Source organism: Microbacterium sp. R1, assembly GCF_015159725.1.
Taxonomy (GTDB): domain Bacteria; phylum Actinomycetota; class Actinomycetes; order Actinomycetales; family Microbacteriaceae; genus Microbacterium; species Microbacterium oxydans.
In genome coordinates this window covers 24,917-43,388 of record NZ_JADDUD010000004.1, presented here as the reverse complement: position 1 = coordinate 43,388, position 18,472 = coordinate 24,917, and the positions used below count along the sequence as shown (strand labels likewise).

19 protein-coding genes are annotated in these 18,472 nt (G+C 67.9%); 10 read left to right on the top strand and 9 right to left on the bottom strand.

The genetic code is table 11. The features are described 5' to 3' along the window. Positions 1-86: 86 nt before the first annotated feature. From ILP86_RS15540 to ILP86_RS15525, 4 genes are all read left to right on the top strand, one after another. Positions 87-758 (top strand): DUF998 domain-containing protein, encoded by a 672-nt coding sequence (locus tag ILP86_RS15540; protein WP_308431958.1) that lies wholly within the window; start codon positions 87-89, stop codon positions 756-758. Positions 759-791: 33 nt separating this feature from the next. Then, the gene (locus tag ILP86_RS15535; protein WP_058632735.1) at positions 792-1,160 is read left to right on the top strand and encodes a YciI family protein; all 369 of its coding nucleotides are present in this window, start codon (positions 792-794) and stop codon (positions 1,158-1,160) included. Next, positions 1,157-2,392 carry an RNA polymerase sigma factor gene (locus tag ILP86_RS15530; RefSeq protein ID WP_193762384.1) on the top strand — a complete coding sequence of 412 codons (1,236 nt, stop codon included), beginning with the start codon at positions 1,157-1,159 and terminating at the stop codon, positions 2,390-2,392. The genes ILP86_RS15535 and ILP86_RS15530 overlap by 4 nt, the downstream gene beginning before the upstream one ends. A gap of 120 nt (positions 2,393-2,512) precedes the next feature. Beyond that, positions 2,513-3,655, top strand: a complete 1,143-nt coding sequence (locus ILP86_RS15525) for an epoxide hydrolase family protein (protein ID WP_193762383.1) — start codon at positions 2,513-2,515, stop codon at positions 3,653-3,655. A gap of 60 nt (positions 3,656-3,715) precedes the next feature. On the opposite strand, the gene ILP86_RS15520 is transcribed toward ILP86_RS15525, so the two are convergent. Next, a complete protein-coding gene (locus tag ILP86_RS15520; RefSeq protein WP_308431968.1) occupies positions 3,716-4,474 on the bottom strand; it encodes an SDR family oxidoreductase in 759 nt (252 codons plus the stop codon). Positions 4,475-4,635: 161 nt separating this feature from the next. On the opposite strand from ILP86_RS15520, the gene ILP86_RS15515 reads away from it, so the two are divergent. Beyond that, positions 4,636-5,142, top strand: coding sequence for a MarR family winged helix-turn-helix transcriptional regulator (locus ILP86_RS15515; protein WP_193762382.1), 507 nt, complete (start codon positions 4,636-4,638; stop codon positions 5,140-5,142). A gap of 107 nt (positions 5,143-5,249) precedes the next feature. After that, complete coding sequence (locus ILP86_RS15510; RefSeq protein ID WP_058632779.1) at positions 5,250-6,002, top strand: SDR family NAD(P)-dependent oxidoreductase; 753 nt, start codon at positions 5,250-5,252, stop codon at positions 6,000-6,002. 147 nt (positions 6,003-6,149) lie between these two features. On the opposite strand, the gene ILP86_RS15505 is transcribed toward ILP86_RS15510, so the two are convergent. Both ILP86_RS15505 and ILP86_RS15500 read right to left on the bottom strand, forming a co-directional pair. Beyond that, on the bottom strand, positions 6,150-6,476 hold the full coding sequence (locus ILP86_RS15505) for a hypothetical protein (RefSeq protein ID WP_046746943.1): 327 nt from the start codon (positions 6,474-6,476) through the stop codon (positions 6,150-6,152). A 71-nt stretch (positions 6,477-6,547) separates the two neighbouring features. Then, positions 6,548-6,970, bottom strand: coding sequence for a MarR family winged helix-turn-helix transcriptional regulator (locus ILP86_RS15500; RefSeq protein WP_227751321.1), 423 nt, complete (start codon positions 6,968-6,970; stop codon positions 6,548-6,550). Between the two features lie 149 nt (positions 6,971-7,119). On the opposite strand from ILP86_RS15500, the gene ILP86_RS15495 reads away from it, so the two are divergent. Both ILP86_RS15495 and ILP86_RS15490 read left to right on the top strand, forming a co-directional pair. Continuing rightward, positions 7,120-7,359: a hypothetical protein gene (locus ILP86_RS15495; RefSeq protein ID WP_193762381.1), complete on the top strand. Its 240-nt coding sequence runs from the start codon at positions 7,120-7,122 to the stop codon at positions 7,357-7,359. Next, entirely contained in the window at positions 7,359-7,913 is a 555-nt protein-coding gene (locus ILP86_RS15490; protein WP_046746946.1) for a MarR family winged helix-turn-helix transcriptional regulator, read from the top strand. Before ILP86_RS15495 ends, ILP86_RS15490 begins: the two co-directional genes overlap by 1 nt. An 8-nt stretch (positions 7,914-7,921) precedes the next feature. Here ILP86_RS15490 and ILP86_RS15485 read toward each other — a convergent pair whose 3' ends face one another. The 3 genes from ILP86_RS15485 to ILP86_RS15475 form a co-directional block, all read right to left on the bottom strand. Next, positions 7,922-8,239, bottom strand: a complete 318-nt coding sequence (locus tag ILP86_RS15485) for a metalloregulator ArsR/SmtB family transcription factor (protein WP_045262318.1) — start codon at positions 8,237-8,239, stop codon at positions 7,922-7,924. Continuing rightward, positions 8,236-8,718 carry an SRPBCC domain-containing protein gene (locus ILP86_RS15480; RefSeq protein ID WP_046746947.1) on the bottom strand — a complete coding sequence of 161 codons (483 nt, stop codon included), beginning with the start codon at positions 8,716-8,718 and terminating at the stop codon, positions 8,236-8,238. The genes ILP86_RS15485 and ILP86_RS15480 overlap by 4 nt, the downstream gene beginning before the upstream one ends. A 292-nt stretch (positions 8,719-9,010) precedes the next feature. Further along, positions 9,011-10,234 (bottom strand): MFS transporter, encoded by a 1,224-nt coding sequence (locus tag ILP86_RS15475; RefSeq protein WP_193762380.1) that lies wholly within the window; start codon positions 10,232-10,234, stop codon positions 9,011-9,013. A 150-nt stretch (positions 10,235-10,384) separates the two neighbouring features. Between ILP86_RS15475 and ILP86_RS15470 the strand changes: the two genes are divergently transcribed. Further along, positions 10,385-12,064: an SDR family oxidoreductase gene (locus ILP86_RS15470; RefSeq protein ID WP_193762379.1), complete on the top strand. Its 1,680-nt coding sequence runs from the start codon at positions 10,385-10,387 to the stop codon at positions 12,062-12,064. A gap of 39 nt (positions 12,065-12,103) precedes the next feature. Here the strand turns inward: ILP86_RS15470 and ILP86_RS15465 are convergent, their stop codons facing one another. From ILP86_RS15465 to ILP86_RS15455, 3 genes are all read right to left on the bottom strand, one after another. After that, entirely contained in the window at positions 12,104-14,095 is a 1,992-nt protein-coding gene (locus ILP86_RS15465; RefSeq protein WP_193762378.1) for a BCCT family transporter, read from the bottom strand. Positions 14,096-14,230: 135 nt separating this feature from the next. Beyond that, complete coding sequence (locus tag ILP86_RS15460; RefSeq protein ID WP_193762377.1) at positions 14,231-15,925, bottom strand: AarF/ABC1/UbiB kinase family protein; 1,695 nt, start codon at positions 15,923-15,925, stop codon at positions 14,231-14,233. 45 nt (positions 15,926-15,970) lie between these two features. Further along, a complete protein-coding gene (locus tag ILP86_RS15455; protein ID WP_174799801.1) occupies positions 15,971-16,606 on the bottom strand; it encodes a PadR family transcriptional regulator in 636 nt (211 codons plus the stop codon). Positions 16,607-16,831: 225 nt separating this feature from the next. Between ILP86_RS15455 and ILP86_RS15450 the strand changes: the two genes are divergently transcribed. After that, positions 16,832-18,442: a glycosyltransferase family A protein gene (locus ILP86_RS15450; protein WP_193762376.1), complete on the top strand. Its 1,611-nt coding sequence runs from the start codon at positions 16,832-16,834 to the stop codon at positions 18,440-18,442. Positions 18,443-18,472 lie beyond the last annotated feature (30 nt).

Sequence of the window (18,472 nt, the reverse complement as noted above, 5' to 3'; positions counted from 1 at the left end):
AGTGTGATGTCAAAGTTCGCCGCGCGGCTCCGAGGTATCAGTGCAGAAGCACTCGCCGCAGAAGACCCAGAAGAGGAGCACGCCCAGTGATCACGAACTCGACGACCCACCGCGCACACAGAGAGGTCCAGACCCTTCCGCGTTCGACCCGCCTCATCCTCCTCGCAGGAGCCCTCGCGGGACCGCTGTTCTACGTGTCCGCACTCGCTCAGATGCTGACGCGTCCCGGCTTCGATATCCGCATCCACCCGATCAGCCAGCTCTCCACCGGAGACCTCGGCTGGATCCAGGTCCTCACTTTCGTTCTGGCGGGACTGGGCTTGATCTGCCTCGCGATCGGTCACCGGCGGATCGTGACCGACGGGCTCGGTCGCGCTGCCATCCCGATCCTCATCGCGATCAGTGGGGTGGGCTTCATCGCCGCCGGCCTCTTTCGGCAGGACCCCGCTAACGGCTTTCCCCTCGGGGTCGCCGACGGCCCCGCGGCCGAGCCCACGGCGACTGCCGTCATCCACATGGCGGCGGCGATCATCGCGTTCACCGCCCTGGCGGTGGCGGCCATCGTCGCGCTCATCCGCGCCATCCGCGAACGGCGTGTGGCCGCAGCGATCGGGAGCGGGATCGTGGCGATCGCCCTGCTTGCTCCCGTCGTTCCCGAGACCGCGAGTATCCAGGTGGCGGTCGCGGGACTCTTCGCCTTCGGTTGGTGCTCCGCGACCGCCGTCTCCCTGCTGCGGTCGCCGCGTGCTCCTCGCTAGCCTGGACTGCCACCGACTCGAGGAGATGAGATCGTGAAGTTCCTCATTCTCGGCTACACGCCGAGCAGCAGCTGGGACGCCGCCACCGCGGATGCCCCCACCGAGGACGCGCTTGCCGCCTTCGCCGCGTATCAGCAGTTCGAAGCCGAGCTGCGTGCCAGCGGGGAGTTCGTCAGCACCGAGGGGCTCGGGCACCCCGCCATGTCGACGACCGTCCGCAAGGTCGACGGAGGGATCGTCATGACCGACGGTCCCTTCGCGGAGCTCAAGGAGGTCCTCGCGTCGTTCGCCGTCATCGACGTGTCGGGCGTGGAGCGTGCGCAGGACATCGTCGCGCGGATGGTCGACATGCTCGGCGAACCGATGGAGATCCGTCCCATCATGGGTGACGACTTCGCGTGACCGCCCGGCCTGACGCCATCGAGGACCTGCTGCGCACGGAGGCACCGCAGGTCCTCGGGGCCCTGGTGCGTCGCTTCGGTCACTTCGACATCGCCGAGGAAGCCACTCAGGACGCACTGCTCGCCGCAAGCCGGCAGTGGCGCCCGGACGCGATCCCCGATCAGCCCCGATCCTGGCTGATCCGTGTCGCCTACCGCCGCATGATCGATGCGCTGCGCGCCGAATCGGCTGACCGCCGGCGCGAGGAGCAGTACGTGGCCTCCGAACCGAACCCGCCCTCGTCGCACCTGGCCCCGGCGGACCACGACGACAGCCTGAATCTCCTGCTGCTGTGTTGTCACCCCGCCCTGTCGTCCGCCTCCCGTGTCGCGTTGACCCTGCGAGCCGTGGGCGGGTTGACCACCGCCGAGATCGCACATGCCTACGGGGTGACCGAGCAGACGATGGCGGTGCGGATCAGCCGTTCGAAGCAGCAGATCCGCAAGAGCGGTGCCCGATTCGAGTGGGGGCCCGATGAGGACTTCCCCGGCCGCCTCTCCGCGGTCATGCGGGTGCTGTATCTGATCTTCAACGAGGGATACACGGTGACCACCGGCACCGATCTCACCCGAACCGACCTGACCGGCGAGGCTATCCGACTCACCCGGCTGCTCCACGCACTCGTCCCCGATGACCCGGAACCGACGGGCCTCCTCGCCCTCATGCTGCTGATCGATTCGCGTCGGGCCACGCGAGCCGGCGCGGATGGCGAGCTCATCCCTCTTCCGGATCAGGACCGCACTCGGTGGGATCAGGAGTGCATCCGAGAGGGATCGGATCTCATCCGTGCCGCATGGTCGAGGGGGAACGTGGGGACGTACCGACTGCAAGCCGCGATAGCCGCCGTGCATGCGTCCGCAGCGGTCGCCGAGCAGACGGACTGGGCACAGATCGCCGCTCTGTATCTGGCGCTCGAGCAGGTCGAACCGAGCGGTCTGGTCATGCTTGCACGGGTCGTCGCCGTAGCCCATGCCTTCGGGCACGCGCGCGCCAGCGCCTTGCTCGAGGAACTGGATCGCGAGCATGGACTCCTCCAGCACCCCTTGACCCGGCACCGGGCCCATGCGATCCGTGCCCACCTGCGTGAAGCGGAGGGTGATCCGAAGGCGAAAGGGGACTTCCTCGCCGCCGCCGAGATGACGACGAACGAACCCGAGTCCCGCTACCTCTTCCGGAAGGCCCTCGGCGACTGACGCCGACCGCATTCGGTGCCATCTCAATACGCTCCCGGGGGTTTCGTGAATCGCGCCTCGGTGTCGGTGCCCCGCGATAGCGTCGCATCACAGCCCACGCCGTCCCGGAAGAGGTCTCCCGTGTCCCGACACTCCCTCCTCGACGTCGGCGAGCATGACCTCGAGGATCTGCGCCGGCGGCTGCGCAACACGCGCTGGGCCGAGCCGTGGCCCGTGGAGGGCTGGGAGGCGGGCACCGAGCAGGCGGAGCTTCGCCGGCTCGTCGACGTGTGGCTGAACGGCTTCGACTGGCGCGCGCAGCAACAACAGATCGAGGAGCTGCCCTGGCGGCACGCAGACATCGACGGGACGCCTGTCGCTTATCTCCGCTTCGATGCCGAGCAGGGAGGGACCGGGGTTCCCGTTCTGCTCACCAACGGCTGGCCGAGCACAGCACTCGAACTCGTGGATGTTGCTCGGGGCCTCGCGACGCCGTCGCGTTTCGGGGGCGATCCTGCCCACGCCGCCACGGTGATCGTGCCCGCGCTTCCCGGACTGCCGTTCTCACCGCAACGCCCCCGACTCGGCGTGCAGACGCACGACCTGTGGCACCTGCTGATGACGGATCATCTCGCCTTCCCCCGATACCTCGCGCACGGCGGCGACCTGGGAGCGGGGATCACCTCTCGTCTCGCGCAGGCATACCCCGACGAGGTGGTCGGCATCCACTTGCTGTCCACAGCCGCTCCCGCACACGTGGACGAGGAGTCGATCACCGCCGAAGAGCAGGCTCACCTCGACCGGGTACAGGAGTGGTCGGCGTCCGAAGGCGGATATCAGCATCAGCAGCAGACGCGGCCGCTCACACTGGCGCCAGCCGTCTCGGACTCCCCTGTCGGATTGCTGTCGTGGATCCTGGAGAAGCATCGATCCTGGAGCGACTGCGGCGGCGACATCTCCTCCCGCTTCAGCGACGACTACCTGCTGACGCTGGCGTCCGTGTACTGGTTCACGAACTCGATCGGCACGTCGTTCCGCCCCTACTACGAGCACGCCGCGGGATTGACCTCACGCATAGAACGGGTGGAGGTGCCGACCGCCGTCGCCCTGTTCCCGCACGACCTGGCGTCGCCGCCGCGGAGCTGGATCGAACGCACGTACAACCTCGTCCGCTACACCCGGATGCCACGCGGGGGTCATTTCGCACCACACGAGGAGCCGGCCCTGCTCGCCGATGACATCTCCGCATTCGCACGCTCACTGCCGCACGCATCCCCCGCGTGAATCCACCTCCGCCACCGCCGTGCACCCGGAGCCGCGGCCGTCGACCACCGCATCGACTGGTCACAGCATCGACGTGAGCACCCCGCCGTCCGCGCGCACAGCCGCCCCGTTCGTGGCCGACGCGCGGGGACTCGCAAGGTATGCGACCAGGTCGGCCACCTCGGTCGGGTCGAGGAACCGCTCCAGCAGAGTGGTGCGGTTCTGGCCGATGATGACCTGCTTCATGGCCTCCGGCGACAGATCCTGCACCTGCGCCACAGCCTCGACCGCCGCAGCGACCCCATCGGAATAGGTCGGCCCACCCAGGACCGTGTTCACCGTGACCGAGGTGCCGCGGGTGAGCTTCGACAGACCGTTGCCGAGAGCGATCATCGCCGCCTTGGTCACGCCGTAATGCACCATGTCCGCGGGGACATTCACCCCCGACTCGCTGCTGACGAAGATCATCCGGCCCCATCCTCGCTCGATCATCCCGCCCAGCAGGTGTCGTGCAAGCCGGACTCCGCTCATCACGTTGACCTCGAAGTAGCGCTGCCACCCGGCGTCGTCGACGGCCTCGAACTCCGCGAGCCCGAACAGGCCCACGTTGTTGACGAGGATGTCGACGTCTCCCAATTCATCGAGGAGTCTCGCGATGTCCTCCGCATTCGCGAAGTCCGCGACGATCCCCGACGCGGTCACCCCTGGGTGCGCGGCTCGCAGCCGCCCGACGGCCGCATCGACTGCCGCGGCGTCGCGTCCGTTCAGGATCACTCGCACGCCCTCGACGGCGAGCGCATCGGCGATCGCATATCCGATCCCTCGACTCGAGCCACTGATGAACGCCGTCCTGCCCTGCAGTTACAGATCCACTCCGCTTCCTCCTTCCGACGCCGAAGACGTCGCTTTACTTGCTCAGGAAAGTCACTCTACGTCTTTTTGCTTGCTTGGGAAAGTGAAGGTCCGCGGAGACCCGAGCCCGAATGCCCTATCCTGAAGGCATGTCCGAGCGGCCGAATGCCCCGCACCTGAGCGACGATCAGCTGGCGATCTGGTCCTCCGTCGCCACGCTGTTGGAGCGCCTCCCCACAGCTCTCGATGCGCAGCTGCAGCGCGACAGCGGCCTCACGCACTTCGAGCACGGCATCCTCTTCGCGCTCGATTCCGCACCGGATCGTCGCCTTCGCCTGAGCACCCTCGCCACCTATGCGAGCTGCACACTGTCACGCCTGTCGCGCGCGATCTCGCGACTGGAATCCAAGGGATGGGTGCGACGGGAGATCGACGCGACCGACGGGCGATTCACCCTCGGCATACTGACGGACGAAGGCCACGCGAAGGTCGCCGAGTCCACGCCGGGCCATCAGGGGCTGGTGCAGCGCCTCGTCTTCGACACGCTCACCGCCGCGCAGGCGCGACAGCTGGGGTCGATCAGCACCCGTATCTCCGCGGCGATCAGTCCTGATCCGATCTGGACACCGGGAGCGGGCGATTCCGGGCGCGACTAGTCCATTCACGTGAATCCACCCCCGCGTTTCAGGCGTAGGCTGGAGTGAAGGACGGACCGTCCGAGAAGATCTCCCGGCACCGTGCCCGCCCGGAAGTGGAGTCTCTCGTGGCTCAGTACGACGTCTCGAACCGCTCGGCGATCGTGACGGGAGCAGGCAGCGGAATCGGTCGCTCGACCGCCCTCCTGCTGGCGAAGAACGGTGCATCCGTCGTGGTCAACGACCTGAACGCGGATCACGCGAACGCGGTCGTCCAGGAGATCCGCGCCGCCGGCGGCACGGCCGAGGCCTCGGTCGGCGATGCAACCGATGCCTCGTGGATCGCTTCTTCGATCGAGCTGGCGAACTCCCTCGCCCCGCTGCGCATCGGCGTCAACAACGCCGGCATCGGTGGAGCGTCCGCTCCGACGGCCGAGTACGAGGACGAGGCCTGGGACAAGGTCATCGCGATCAACCTCAACGCGGTCTTCCGCAACATGAAGGCGCAGATCCCCTCGATCCTCGCGAACGGCGGGGGCTCGGTCGTGAACATCGCGTCGATCCTCGGCAGCGTCGGGTTCGCCAACTCCCCCGCCTACGTCACCGCCAAGCACGGCGTCGTCGGCATGACCAAGTCGGCGGCACTCGAGTACTCGGCACAGGGCGTGCGCGTGAACTCCGTAGGCCCCGGGTTCATCGACACCCCGCTGCTCGCGAACATGGGACCCGAGGCGAAGGACTTCCTCGTTTCGAAGCACCCGATCGGACGCCTGGGGCAGGCCGACGAGGTCGCGAACCTCATCGCGTTCCTCGCCAGCGACGCCGCGAGCTTCATCACCGGCAGCTACCACCTGGTCGACGGCGGCTACACCGCCCTCTGAACGAATGGCATCCGACCCCGGGACCCGATTCCCGGTGGTCAGATGCCATCAGCAGCGACGCAGACACCCCCCGATGTCGTCGCTGCGAGCCTCGGCCGTCGTCGCGCACGCCTTGCCCAGGAGCACGTCGGCGGCGGAGGCGAGTTATCAGGCGACCGCGTGCATCGCAGGCGCCGGAGAGAGGAGCGGCGCCAGCTCCATGTCCGTCAGGTCCAGACCGTGCGCAGAACTCGCTGCGGCCATCATCTTGACCAGCAGCGGGCGCTGAAGCTCGATCTCCTCCGCGACGGCGAAGCGCACGGGAATCGAGGCGTGCATCCACAGCGTCTCCGTGCCCGATCGCGACGTGCGCAGGGTGAGCGGGAACGACTCTCCTCGGCGGAGCTTGGTCACGGTGACGAGTCGAAGGTGGGCGAGTGTCGCATCGTCGATCTCCACGATCTGCGATTCCCCGGCGTAACTGAGCTGGCCCATGAGTCCCTCATTCCTGTGCGTTTTGTACAGGAATTAGATTACTAGTTTAGCTAGCTAAATGGCAAACGGGACTATTCGATCGCATCGATCTCCGCCGTGAGCCGCCGCAGGAACCTCGAGATCACGGCGAGCTCGGCGGAGGTGAACTCCTCTTCCACCCGCGCCACCCGCCGCGAGACCTCGTCCGCGGGCGAGTTGATGTCGCGGAGTGAAGGACGGATCACCTTCGAGCGCCTGTCGTCCGGATGCGCCGTCACCACGATCTGGGCGCGATCGGACAGACGCCTGATCACGGAGGTGATCGCCGCAGTACTGACCCCCAGGTGAGCGGCGAGATCACTCGGAGTCACGGGCGCATCGACCGGGGCCGCTGCGATGAAGCGAAGGGCCGAGCGGTCGGTCTCGTTGGGCTGGCGCCCCGCCACGAGGCGCCGCGCGAGCCGCGCCTCCACGCGCAGCAGTTCATCGACGTCGCGGTCGAGCCGAGACGCCATGACCCCCAGACTGTTCCCCATCACACCCCTCATCGATTCCGAAACCCATCTTAGCTCGGAAGTCTTTTTATCTGTCTGACTAGCAAAATCCTGCGTGCATCACACTGTCGCACGGGTGAGAGGATGGATACACCGCAAGAAAGGACGTCATGGTCGAGCGATCCGCACTCGATGACGAGAAGTACATCGACTACGCCGCTCTCCTCGAGCGCCTGGAACGAGAGTTCCCCACCGTCCCGCGCGATCGGATCGAGCAGATCATCGTGGCCGAGAACGACGCGATCACGGGCGGCTTCCTCCTGATCGTCCCCGCCGGGGTCGCGACAGGTGCGATCGAGATGCTGACGCGGGAGTCCTCTCCCGTGGCAGACGGAGAGGCGGTGGCCTGATGACCGAGCCCCAGGAGTACGCACGCTCGGGGTACTGGTACCCCGACGCCGAGAGCGCCAGCACCGTCGATGTCCTGAACATGCTGCGGCGTTACCGCGCGGCCGAGACCGCGATGCGTGCGCGCACCCGCGCTTCGATGGGCATGAACGAGACCGACCTGATGGCGCTGCGCTTCCTGCTGCGCGAGCAGCGCGCGGGCCGCATCGTCCGTCCGATCGACATCGCCAGGATGCTCGACATCTCCACCGCTTCGACGACCACTCTCATCGACCGCCTCGAGAAGGGCGGACACGTCCGTCGCGAGGCGCATCCGACGGACCGCCGCGCCGGAGTCGTGGTTCCGAGCGTGAGCAGCGACGAGGAGGTCAGGGCCACCCTCGGTGCCATGCATCGCCGCATGCTCACCCTGGTCGACGAGCTCTCCGACCAGGAGCGGGCCGTGGTCACACGGTTCCTCGCCGGTATGACCGCGTCGATCGAAGAGGCATCCGACCTCGACCAGGAGCTCCGGAATGTGATCCGGGACGAGAAGGGCCCCCACGCGGCGGAGTGATCCCCGCGCTACAGCCCTTCCGCGATCTCCTTGATCGCAGCGAGGCGGCGGTCCCACTCGCGTCCGATCACGTCGAGCTTTGCGGCCGTCGCGGAGAGCTCGGCACCGACGACGCGGAAGCGCACCTCGCGCCCCACCCGAACCGGCTCGACGAGTCCCACCTCCTGCAGCACGGCGAGGTGCTTGGCGATCGCCTGACGGGACACCGGAAGGCGCCCGGCGAGGGCGGATGCCGAGGCATCCCCCTCGCCGAGTGCCGTCAGGATGCTCCAGCGCGTCTCGTCCGCGAGTGCCGCGAACACGGGAAGCAGTGTCTCGGTCGTCACGCTTCGCCTTCCACGAGCGCGACCATCTTGTCGAGCTCCAGATCCCAGCCGGTACGGTGCGACTCGAGGTTGGCCCTGGGGTCGGAGGTGCGCTCGAACCCGCTCTCGACGACCGTGAGCCGCGTGCCGCCATCCGCCTCCTCGAGCGTGAAGGTGAAGACGGTCGAGGTCGACTCGTCGATGCTGTCCGGCAGCGCGCCGAGGGCATCGTCATTGTTCCATCGGTACGTGATGCGCCGCGGCTCGTCGAATTCCTCGACCCGGAGGGGGATCACGTCGTAGTCGGGGAACGTCATCGTGCCGATCGCTCCGACGCCGCTGCCCTCGAGCACCGTGCGCCCGAACCAGCGCGAGATGTGCTGCGGCTCTGCCACGGCTCGCCACACCTTGTCGACGGGTGCCGCGATCTGGATGCTCCGCCGCACCGAGAATGTCTCCTCGTCGACGACGGATGCCTCGTTGTGGGTCATGTTCACCATGATGGGTCCTTTCGGGATTTCCTGCATGTCCCGCCGGCCGGATCAGCCGACTGCAACTCCAGAGTTGCACCTCTCGACTCCATGCGCAAACCTAGAGTTGCAGTACGCCACTGCTCACCCCATATCGCTCACTCTGCATCGCGCCTCACGTCGGCGTCACCTGTCGGAGGAAATCACGAATGCATGAGGAATCGCAGGAAGACCGCCCGGCATCCGTGTTTTCTTCCGCCATCCGGAACCCGCGGAACGCAAGGGCACACCGGCACCCCAGCCGCAGCACCCCGTGCCGGACTCAGACGCGGGGACGCCGCTTCTCGAGGAAGCCCGCCAGCACCACGGCGACGAGGGCGGCCACCGGCGCGACGAGGAGCCCCGCCCGCAAGCTCTCGTTCTCGGCGATGTACCCCACGAACGGCGGAGACAGCAGGAACCCGAGGCGCAGCAGCCACGACACGACCGTGAGCCCCACGCCCGGCCGCAGTCCCGGCAGTTCGTCCGCGGCATGCATCGCTGCGGGGATGAGCGTGGCGATGCCGAAGCCGGCGGCCGCGAACCCCAGGATCGTGCCGGGCACCGACGGATACGCGAGCGCCAGCGTCATGCCGACCGCCGCGATGGCGCCGCCGACCCGCGCGACCCACCTCTGTCCGAAGCGGTCCGTGAGCGGATCGCCGATGATCCGACCGATGAACTGCGCACCGACCAGGGCGATGAAACCGAGAGGAGCGATCGCCGCAGCGGCTCCGAGCGAGTCGGCGAGATACAGAGTCGCCCAGGAGTTGCCCGCATCCTCGGCGACGGCGCCGGCCATGGCGATGAGAGTCAGGGCGATGATCGCGATGACGGTACACGGCGTCACTCCGCGGCGGAGTGTTCCGGCGAGCTCGGCCGGCTCGGCCGTGGCCTCCTCGTCGACCTCGTCGTCACGGCCGGGGAGGCAGAAGCGCAGGGCGACGAGCGCGACCGTGGCGAACACGGCCGTCGAGATGCCCAGGTGCACGGCCAGCGGCAGCTCCAGCGCGATCGCCACTGCAGCCATCGCCCCACCCAGCACCGCGCCGATCGACCAGATGGCGTGGAAGCCGTTGATGATCGACCGCCCGTAGCGACGCTGCACCCGCAGGCCGTGGGCGTTCTGGGCGACATCGGTGATCGCGTCGGACGCTCCGCCGAGGAACAGGGCGACCGCGAACAGCAGTCCCGACGGAGCGAGGGCCGCCGACAGTAGACCCAAGCTCGTCAACACGGTGCCGATCACGGCGATGCGAGCGGAACCGAACCGACGGATGAGTACTGCGGCCAGAAGGCCGGCGGCGATGGCTCCGGCGGGGAATGCCGCGATCGCGAATCCGTACCCGAGGTTGTCCAGCCCCAGAGCGGACTTGATCTCCGGGTACCGCGGGAGGATGTTCGCGAACAGCGCCCCATTGGTCAGGAAGAGCGCGGAGACGGCGATGCGCGCGCGGCGGGATGCCTGGTCGGGCACAGGTCGTCGAATCGATTCGATGGAGGCCATGTCTACGATCGTACGGTGCACAGCAGGCCGCGACCGACACGATCACGCATGTGCCCCCCGACAGTGCTCCCTCCGCCGCAGCTCTACTCATCCCCGACGCAGGCCGCAACCCCGTTTCCGCGCGCGCATCCTCGGGCCTACGCTCGTGCCATGTCCGAACTCACCCAGCCCACCGGTCGTGAAGAGGCTCTGCGCGCCATCCCCCGCGACGACGGGACTCCCCCGCGTGCTCTGGTGCTCGGGGCGACCGGCTACATCGGCGGTCGACTGACTCCGCGGCTGCTGAACGCCGGATACCGCGTGCGTGTGCTGGCACGGGACGCGGCGCGGGCGGCGTCGTTCCCGTGGGGCGCCGACTGCGAGATCGTCGAGGGGTCGGCGGATGATGCGGATGCCGTCGCCGCGGCCATGGACGACGTCGACGTCGTCTACTACCTGATCCACTCGATGTCGGCCGGCAAGGGCTTCGAGGAGAGCGACGAGCGCGCGGCGCAGACGGTGGCAGAGGCGGCTGCGCGAGCGGGTGTGCGGCGGATCGTCTACCTCGGCGGTCTGCATCCGGATGATGCACAGCTCTCCCCGCATCTGCGCTCGCGTGTGCGGGTCGGCGAGATCTTCCTGGACTCGGGAGTGCCGACACTCGTGCTGCAGGCGGGCGTCGTGATCGGGTCGGGATCGGCGTCGTTCGAGATGATCCGCCACCTCACCGACGTGCTGCCGTACATGCCGGCGCCGAAGTGGGTGCGCAACCGGATCCAGCCCATCGCTGTGCGCGACGTGCTGCATTACCTCCTCGGGGCAGCGCAGGTGGCTTCCGACGTGAACCGCGCTGTCGATATCGGCGGCCCCGACGTGCTGCGCTACGGCCAGATGATGAACGGCTACGCGGTGGAGGCGGGACTGCGCCAGCGGGCCATCGCCGCCCTCCCCGTGCTGACTCCGGGCCTCGCTTCGCACTGGGTGAATCTCGTGACGCCGGTCCCGCGGTCGATCGCCCGCCCGCTCGTGGCGTCGCTGCAGAACGAGTGCATCATGAAGGATCACGCCATCGACGAGCTGATCCCCCAGCCCGAAGGCGGTCTGACCCCGTATCGGCGCGCGGTCGACCTGGCGCTCGGCCGTGTGCGAGGCGACACCATCGAGACCAGTTGGCAGGACTCCGAGGTCTCGGGCGCTCCGAGCGACCCGCTGCCGAGCGATCCCGACTGGGCGGGACGCACCGTGTTCACCGACTCCCGTTCGGTCACGACGACCGCGTCACCCACAGAGCTGTGGCGCGTGATCCTCGGCATCGGCGGAGAGAACGGCTGGTACTCCTCGCCCCTGTTGTGGGCGGTGCGCGGTTGGATGGACCGCATCGTGGGCGGCGTAGGCCTCAGCCGCGGGCGCCGCAGCCGTACCGCCGCACGCGTGGGCGACGCGATCGACTTCTGGCGCGTCGAAGCGGTGGAGACCACGGATGCCGGATCGCTGCTGCGCCTCCGCGCCGAGATGAAGGTGCCGGGAGAGGCATGGCTCGAGTTGCGTGCCGTGCCCGATGCGAAGGGCGCCCGCTACGAGCAGCGCGCGATCTTCTTCCCGCGCGGTCTCACCGGACGCCTCTACTGGCTCGCCGTGCTGCCCTTCCACGGCGCGATCTTCGCGGGCATGGCAGCACGCATCACGGCCGCCGCCGAGGACCTCGAGACCTCTCCATCGGCGCCGCCCCACCCCGCGGAGACCAGCGACCCCGCCGTCCCAGGCGAACTCACCGTCCCAGGCGAACCCGCCGTCCCAGGCGAACCCGCCGGATCAGGCGACTTCACCGCGAAGTCGCCTGATCCCGCGTGAACGCCTAACCCGACGCCCCCAGACGATGCCGGGGTACCCTCAATCCGCGCGCGGCTGCGGGGCGGGTTCCGGGTCGTTCGGGCCGTCTTCCAACGCGGCATCGACAACGGCATCCACTTCCGCGGGAGGGATGATGTCGATCGCCTCGGTCGCAGCCTCATATACCTCGGCCAACGTGTCGTCGACGGTGTCCTCGTCGATCCAGGCGAGGTCGTCCTCCGAGTGGTCGTACTCGACAGGCACGAGGGCGAAGTCGTCGCCGTACTCCTCGAGCCCGGCCATGACGCTGTGGCGGACGGCGGCGCGGGCATACCGGTCGCGCAGGATCAGCGGATCCCGCCGCAGGTCCTTCATGAACGCGATCATCATGAACGTCATGATGATCGCGAACGGCAGCGCCGCGATGATCGTCGCGTTCTGCAGCGACTGCAGCCCGCTGCCCTCCGATCCGCTCACGAGCAGCACCGCGGCGATCACGCCGACCAGCACTCCCCACACCACCGCGACCCACCGCGACGGCTCCGGGCGGCCCTGCTGGGACAGCGTGCCCATGACGAGTGAGGCGGAATCAGCCCCGGTGATGAAGAAGATCGCGATGAGGAGGATGAGCACGATGCTGGTGATGAGCGGGAACGGCAGGTTCTCCAGCACCCCGAACAGCACCTCCTCCGGCGGGTCGACGGTGAGGCCTGCGCCGTCCATCTGCTGCTGGATCGCCGTCGTGCCGAAGATCGCGAACCACACGAGCGAGATGGCGGAAGGCACCACGATGACGACCGACACGAACTGACGGAGCGTGCGCCCGCGGGAGATCTTCGCGATGAACATGCCGACGAACGGCGACCAGGAGATCCACCACGCCCAGTAGAAGATCGTCCAGCTCGACAGGAAGGCCTGCGCGGTCTCACCCTGCGACGCGGAGCGGCCGATCATGGTCGGCAGATCGCCGATGAACTGCACGGCGACCGACGGGATCACGTTGAGGATCAGCAGCGTCGGACCGACGAAGAACACGAAGAAGGCGAGCAGGATCGCGACCACGGCGTTGATGTTCGACAGTGCGCGGATGCCCTTCGAGACTCCGGACACCGCGGAGGCGATGAAGCAGGCCGTGAGCACCGCGATCACCGCGATGAGGATGCCGTTGCCGAGTGGGCCGATGCCGCTGACGAGCTCGACACCGTGACCGATCTGCAGCGCTCCGAGTCCGAGGGAGGCTGCCGTGCCGAACAACGTCACGATGATGGAGAAGATGTCGATCGTGCGGCCTACCGGACCCGTGGTGCGGTTCTCGCCGAGCAGCGGAGCGAAGATCGACGAGATCAGCGGCGTGCGGCCGCGGCGGTAGGCGCCGTACGCGATGGCTCCACCGACGAGCGCGTAGAACGCCCAGGCCTGCGGACCCCAGTGATAGAGCACCTGGGTCTGCGCGGTGTGCATGGCCTCGAGGGTGTTCGCCTCGACGGTGCCGGGCGGCGGGTTCTCGAAGAACGTCAGCGGCTCAGCGGCACCCCAGAACACCAGGCCGATGCCCATGCCGGCCGCGAAGAGCATGGAGATCCACGAGAACATCGAGAACTCGGGCTCCTCGTCGTCACGGCCGAGCGGGATGCGCCCGTACTTGCTGAAGCCGACGAACAGCATGAACACGAGGATGATCGTGGCGATCGTCGTGAAGAAGAAGCCGAAGTACTCCACCACCCAGGCGAGGACCGTGCTCGTGGTGCCGGCGAGGTTGTCGCCCGCGAACACACCCCAGGCGATGAAGCCGAGGGCGAACGCGGCGGCGACACCGAAGACGAGCGGGTCGGTGCGGTAGGTGCGCCCCGTCTCCTCGACCGAGACACCGGGAACGAGCGCCGGGTGCACGCTGCGCGGCGGGACGGTCGTGATGTCGCGGACGATCTTGCGGGCAGTCTCCGAAGCCTTGGCCGGGAGGCGGTTGGCACCGGTTCCGACTGTGTCCGTGCGCGGACGCGGAGGGTTCGATCCTGCGGAGCGTTCGTCGGGCTTCTCGTCAGGAGTGTCCATGAGAGTCCATTTTGTCATGCGAGGTGTCCGACCGTGTCGGGGCCGAAACCCAGGGGGTCCGCGCGAACCGCGGCGCGTAGGGCAGCGACGCGCCGGGCGGACGCTGCCTGCTCTGGGTTTTCGGGCGCGTCGCAGCTAGCGCGAGCGGCGCCCCCCGAACAGCGAGTGCAGCAGCGGGAGGGCGGAGACACAGACCAGGGTGATTCCCAGGGGCGGCACCGACGGCACGAGCAGCGCACCGCCGACCAGGAACGCCGCGAACAGGACGCCGGAGCCGATGCGGCGCGCGATGCCCTCGAGCCGGTCCAGGCGACGTTCGAGTCGTGAGGTGTCGAAGGTGACGTTGCCGTCGTCGAGGCGCGTGATGATCTTGTCGATGCGGCCGGGCAACGCCCAGGTCGTGGACATCGTGCCCATCGCCTGGTTCGCGAAGGCCTGCACGATGTTGCCGCTCTCGTCGCGAAGCAGACGGCCGGCGTAGGGCTCTGCCGCATCCCACACGTTGAACGCGGGATCGAGGCCGCTGCACATGCCGGAGGTCAGTGAGACGGCACGGATGAGCAGCAGCATGTTCTCGGGCAGCTGGAGCGGGAGCGAGCGCACCATGTCGCCGAACTCCTCGGCGAAGTCACGGAACTCGCGCGGATCGACCTTGCTCAACTCAGCGAACCCCATGCCGCCGAAACGGGCGAACAACGTGGTGAGCGCGCGCTCGAGCTCGGCCGTGTCGGCGGAAGGCAGCAGCACGCCGATCTCCTGCGCGGCGGCGACGAGGCCACGACTGTCTCGGCCGGCCACCGCGATCAGGAGTGTGCGCAATCCGTCGCGGAGGCTCGCGGGGATCTCGGCCATCATGCCGAAGTCGATGAACGTGAGGCGGAAACCGCGCCCCGTGCCGCCCTCGACCACCGGCGAAGGCGTGACGAAGATGTTGCCGGGGTGGGGGTCGGCATGCACGAAACTGTGCGTGAACACCTGATCGAACATGACCTCGGCGAACACCGCGGCGACCTCGGACGGATCGATTCCTGCGGCGCGGAGGGCCTCGATGTCGTTGATCTTGATGGCCGTGACGTCCGAGAGAGTCAGCACCCGACGGGTCGAGCGCTCCCAGACGATCTCCGGGGTGTCGACGCGGGGATCGGCGGCGAAGTTCTCGCGGAAGCGTTCCGCGCTCGCGGCCTCGTACAGGTAGTCGATCTCCTCGAGGCTGGTCGCGGCGAACTCCTCCACGAGCGCGGGCGCATCCACCCGGTCGGCGACGATGCGCACGCGCGTCAGCCACCGCGCGACCCGGCGGAGCGCCGCGAGGTCGACCGCCACGATCTCATCGATGCCGGGGCGCTGGACCTTGACCACGACCTCGCCGAGCCCGGTGTCCGCCGCATCGAGCGCCGACAGTCGGGCGCGATGCACCTGCCCGAGGGAAGCCGCCGCGACGGGGTTCTCATCGAACCAGGCATAGGCACGTTCGAGCGGGATCCCGAGCTCGGCTTCGGCGAGCGCACGGATCGCCGGCGTGGGCACGGGCGGAACCTCGTCCTGCAGCCCCTCGAGCTCCTTCGTGATCTCCGGCGGCAGCACGTCGAGGCGCGACGACATGAACTGTCCCACCTTGATCATGAGTCCGCCGAGTTCCACGGCGAGCACATGGAACCGACGAGCGAACGTCTGCATCCGCTGACCGCGTGTCCGCTCCGCGATTCGGCTCATGCCGAAGCGGGGCAGGACGAGTTCGAACCACCAGATCTTGAAGAACTCGCGACCGGCGAACGACAGGATGCGACGGTACCTGGCGCGGTGCACGCCGTGTGCCGCAGCATCCGTCATCGCGTGGTCCCTTCGCAGACCCCCACCCGATGCCGCACTGCGCGGTCAGTCCTGCGCGAGGATCGTGTACAGCTTACGGCGGGCCTCGTCGAGGACCTCGATCGTCTGCTGCACCTGCTCGGCGGACCCGCTGCGACCCACCTGGGCGGCCGCGGCGGCGAGGTCGACGCCCGCCTTCGGCAGCGCGTGGAAGCGGGCGTTGTCGCGCTGACCGTCCTTGCCGTTCGACGAGACCCAGGGGGCTGGGGTCTCCGAGCTCTCGTCGGCGACCGCGCGGCCGGCTTCGGTGAGCGAGTAGGTCTTGCGGCCGTTCTGCTCCTCCGCCTCGATCAGCCCTTCGTCGGCGAGCAGCTGCAGCGTCGGGTACACGGAACCGGCGCTCGGCTTCCACGTGCCGCCGCTGCGCTCGGCGATCTCGTTGATGATCTGGTAACCGTGCATCGGCTTCTCGGCCAGCAGGGAGAGCACGGCAGTGCGGACGTCACCGCGGGCCATGCGCGAACCACCGGAGGGGCGGGACTCGAAGGACTTACGGAGCTGATCCATCGCCTCGAAGATCGCGGATGCCGGGCCACCGGAGCCGGCGCCGAAGCCGGGTCCGCCGAACAACCCGCCGGATCCGCCGCTGCTGCCGGAACCGCCGTTGCCGCCGAACGGGTTGGAGGGGAATGCGTTGCTCATGATGACCTCCTGCTGTAGGTGTGAACGATACTCAACGATATATCGTTAACCCTGGGCGTGGGGTGGGAGTCTTCGATCGTTCGACCCGTGGATGACTTCCACCTGTTGCGCACCACACGCCCGGCCGTCGCGCAAGCCCGGTGACGCACACAGGAAGACGTGGTTAGCTCTGGGAGTTGTCGACTTGGGGGAGTGAGACGTTTGTCACAGAGTGATCGACCGGAGATGAGCAGCAGCGACGCGGGCACCATCCGTGTGAGCGTGATCGTACCGGTGTGGCGACCTGGCCCCTCGTTCGACGATCTCATCGCGTCACTCGATCGCCAGAGTCTTGGCACTGCGTCGTTCGAAGTGCTTCTGTGCGACGACGGATCCGGCGAGCCCACCTCTGCTCGGCTGGCCGACATCGCCCGCGACCGCCCCCACGTACGCGTGCTGTCGCTGGCGCACTCCGGGTGGCCCGGCATGCCGCGCAACCACGGCGTCGATGCGGCTCGCGGGACGTACGTGCAGTTCGTCGATCAGGACGACTATCTGTTCGACCGTGCACTCGAGAAGCTGTGCGACTACGCCGACCTGCACTCCTCCGATGTGATCATCGGCAAGGAGGTGGGCATCGGCCGCCGCCTTCCGAGTCGGATCTTCAGCCACGACATCCCGGATGCGGTCCTCGGAACCGACCCGCTGCTCGAGATGCTGACACCGCACAAGATGTTCCGCACCTCTTTCCTTCGGGCCAACGGCATCCGCTTCCCCGAGGGCAAGGTGCGGCTGGAAGACCATCTCTTCGTGATGCAGGCGTACTTCGCGGCGTCGAGGATCTCGGTCCTGGCGAGCGAGCCGTGCTACGCCTGGGTGAAGGAGCCGGGCAGCGCGAGCTCTTCGCGCATCGACCCCGAGTCGTACTTCCCGCACCTCGAAACGGTGCTCGATCTCGTCGAAGCTCACACCGAGCCGGGAAAGCTGCGCGATCGTCTTCTGCGGCACTGGTTCCGAGGCAAGATCCTCAAGCGGCTCTCGGGCCGACAGATGGCCAGGTACCCCGACGACTATCGTGAACGCCTGCTCGATGTGGTCACGCCCCTGACCCAGGAGCATTTCGGCCCCGGCGTCGATGCCGGCCTGGGATTCCCGCATCGGATCCGCGCCGCTCTGCTGCGCGCCGGGCGACGTGACGACCTGTTGGAGCTCGCGCGTTTCGAATCCGAGATCACCTGTCGCGCCGTCGTGACCGAGGTGAACTGGTCTCGCGGTGGCGGTCTGCACTTCACGATCCGCGTGACCCTCACGAGGAGCGGCCAGGACGCGTTCGTCTTCGCATCCGCGGTCGAAGAGTCGGCGGACGCCGAGTCCGGATCCGCACGCCCCAAGAAGGTGACGCGACTCATCTCGCTCCCGGCCTCGACGACCGAGGGACTCCCGGAGAACCTCGTGGTCGCCAACCGCGAGCTGCGCAACGACCGGGTTGACCTCTTCCTCCGCGACCGCGACACCGGTGCCGAGCGCCGTCTCGGAGGTCGACTTCCCCGCAAGCTCGACTCCGCCCGCGTGGCGATCGACCCCGTCAAGGTGTTCGGTCCCGACGACGACTCCCGCGGAGGCGCGCTGACCGTGAAGGTCCGACATGCGGGGTGGACTTTCGAGACCCCGCTCGAAGCCTCCCCTGCCGTGCTTGCCCGCGCCGGACGGTCGCCGCTCCTCGCGGGCCGCTCCTGCACCCTCGTGGCGACCGACCAGGGCACGGTCGAACTGCACCGCGAGTGGCCCGGCGGCCGGCTGAAGGACCTCGCCGGACGTGCTGTCCGCCGCGTGCGCGCCCTCACGAGGAAGAGCTGACTCGCAAGAGCTGACACGGACCGGCTGACG

Bases quoted from the DNA above. Each gene is read 5' to 3' on its own strand.
- ILP86_RS15470 (WP_193762379.1), top strand. From the start codon at position 10,385: ATGTCCGAACTCACCCAGCCCACCGGTCGTGAAGAGGCTCTGCGCGCC.
- ILP86_RS15500 (WP_227751321.1), bottom strand. From the start codon at position 6,970: ATGGCGTCTCGGCTCGACCGCGACGTCGATGAACTGCTGCGCGTGGAG.
- ILP86_RS15515 (WP_193762382.1), top strand. From the start codon at position 4,636: ATGTCCGAGCGGCCGAATGCCCCGCACCTGAGCGACGATCAGCTGGCG.
- ILP86_RS15460 (WP_193762377.1), bottom strand. From the start codon at position 15,925: ATGACGGATGCTGCGGCACACGGCGTGCACCGCGCCAGGTACCGTCGC.
- ILP86_RS15465 (WP_193762378.1), bottom strand. From the start codon at position 14,095: ATGGACACTCCTGACGAGAAGCCCGACGAACGCTCCGCAGGATCGAAC.
- ILP86_RS15490 (WP_046746946.1), top strand. From the start codon at position 7,359: ATGACCGAGCCCCAGGAGTACGCACGCTCGGGGTACTGGTACCCCGAC.
- ILP86_RS15450 (WP_193762376.1), top strand. From the start codon at position 16,832: ATGAGCAGCAGCGACGCGGGCACCATCCGTGTGAGCGTGATCGTACCG.
- ILP86_RS15455 (WP_174799801.1), bottom strand. From the start codon at position 16,606: ATGAGCAACGCATTCCCCTCCAACCCGTTCGGCGGCAACGGCGGTTCC.
- ILP86_RS15505 (WP_046746943.1), bottom strand. From the start codon at position 6,476: ATGGGCCAGCTCAGTTACGCCGGGGAATCGCAGATCGTGGAGATCGAC.
- ILP86_RS15480 (WP_046746947.1), bottom strand. From the start codon at position 8,718: ATGGTGAACATGACCCACAACGAGGCATCCGTCGTCGACGAGGAGACA.
- ILP86_RS15495 (WP_193762381.1), top strand. From the start codon at position 7,120: ATGGTCGAGCGATCCGCACTCGATGACGAGAAGTACATCGACTACGCC.
- ILP86_RS15475 (WP_193762380.1), bottom strand. From the start codon at position 10,234: ATGGCCTCCATCGAATCGATTCGACGACCTGTGCCCGACCAGGCATCC.